General features: G+C 61.5%; 1 pseudogene. It reads left to right on the top strand.

The features are described from left to right. Positions 1-157 (top strand): annotated as a pseudogene (locus AC3ENQ_RS14040) (IS3 family transposase); the annotation flags it as partial. Positions 158-1,700: the final 1,543 nt, after the last annotated feature.

Genomic DNA, 1,700 nt, shown 5'->3' on the forward strand with positions numbered 1-1,700 from the left:
GCTCAACACCAGGCGCTGGGACACCCGCGCCGACCTCCGCCTCGCGATGGTCACCTGGATCGAGACGAAGTACAACCGCCGGCGCCGCCAACGCGGCCTCGGCAAACTCACCCCCATCGAATTTGAGATGATCTACAAGGACGCAGAAGCGGCCTGATCACCCCAAACCCCGACTGTCAACAAGACTCGGGGCAGACCCATCCCGTAAAGCGGGGGAGCAGCGGGCAAGATCCGCAACAGATGACAAGTCAGGGAATGCGTCTCGCGCATCGGCAATACTCATGACGCGCATACCAACGAAGAGTTCGAAAGTCGCCTGCCTGTGTCGACAAGCGCGATCGTCCGTAGCCAGAGCTGAGCGAAGACATTGCCGCGCACGATTGACTGGTCATAGCCCGTCGCACTAGCGACAGTGGCGACCGTCCAGGCGAGCGTGCGCGCGATCGAACATGCGTCCCGCACTACTTGCTCGGCGTCAGGTGGAAGTCGAAAACGAGTAAAGCGGTACCCAGCGAGCCACCTGAGAACCTGCATGTCTCGATCGGGCGGCAAGGTCGGAATGGCCAAGTCAAGCGATGCCTGCCCGAACGTACGCGCCACGGCAGTGGCGCGACTTTGGTCCGATCGCCGCACAGCGAGAATGAGATCCCCACCGGTGCTACGAACCATCAACCAAGGACGAAGCGGAGGATTTTCGCTCCCGCGTGAAGGCAGAATGATCACAGGATCCCTCACGGCGTCGACCACATCACCCAGATAGTCGAGCAACACAAGAACGTCACGCTCCCACGTCGAGGCGAAAGTGACGTGCTGCTCGATACCGGAGAACCACCAGAGTCCCTCCCGCGCTTGCTTTCCCACCCACGCCGGTACGGGAGCCAGCGGACGAAGGGAAGAAGGCTGCAGCGCGCAGAATTCACTCGCACTCAGATTGCTTGTCGCTTGATCACGATCGCGTCGACACACGAAGCGCGGCTCCGCGAGGAGATTCGTCAGAGATTCCAACTCGAAACACCTCGTCTCACCACAGCCGCATGTCAGAGCAGTATCGCGAAGCGCAACACCCGACGCAATAGGAAGGACAGAGGTCCTGAGAGTGCTGAATACCGGATTTATCTGGACTTTCTCTTGCGGCGGTTCATTGACATGCTCGATGAGACAGAAGATCTAGGAAACCGCCGCATCCGTAGATTGACATGTTCGATGAGAGGAGTGACATGTCTAGTAGGACAAGGCAGCAACAGCGCACCGGGGGTGTGCTCGCCGACACACAATCTGACATAATGCGCATTATCAGCGTTACCGCAACGACCGCACAGCCCACAGCCGTTTCTGCTCGCTGCGCTCGGTCAACGACCGGAAGGTTCCTCACCCCGGTCGTTGAGCGCGCCGGCCACGCCACCGACGTTTCCACTCGCTGCGCTCGGTCATCGACCGGAAGGTTCCTCATCCCGGTCGTTGAGCGAGCCGCGCAGGTCAACGACCGGAAGGTGCCGCACCTCGGTCGTTGAGCGAGCCGCGCAGCGGCGAGTCGAAACGCGACGCCGCGCACCGACGCTTCCACTCGCTGCGCTCGGTCAACGACCGGCGGACTCGGCCATCCCGGTCGTTGAGCGAGCCGCGCCACGCCACCGACGCTTCCACTCGCTGCGCTCGGTCAACGACCAGAAGGTTCCGCATCCCGGTCGTTGAGCGAGCCG

This window comes from Microbacterium sp. bgisy203 (genome assembly GCF_057706945.1).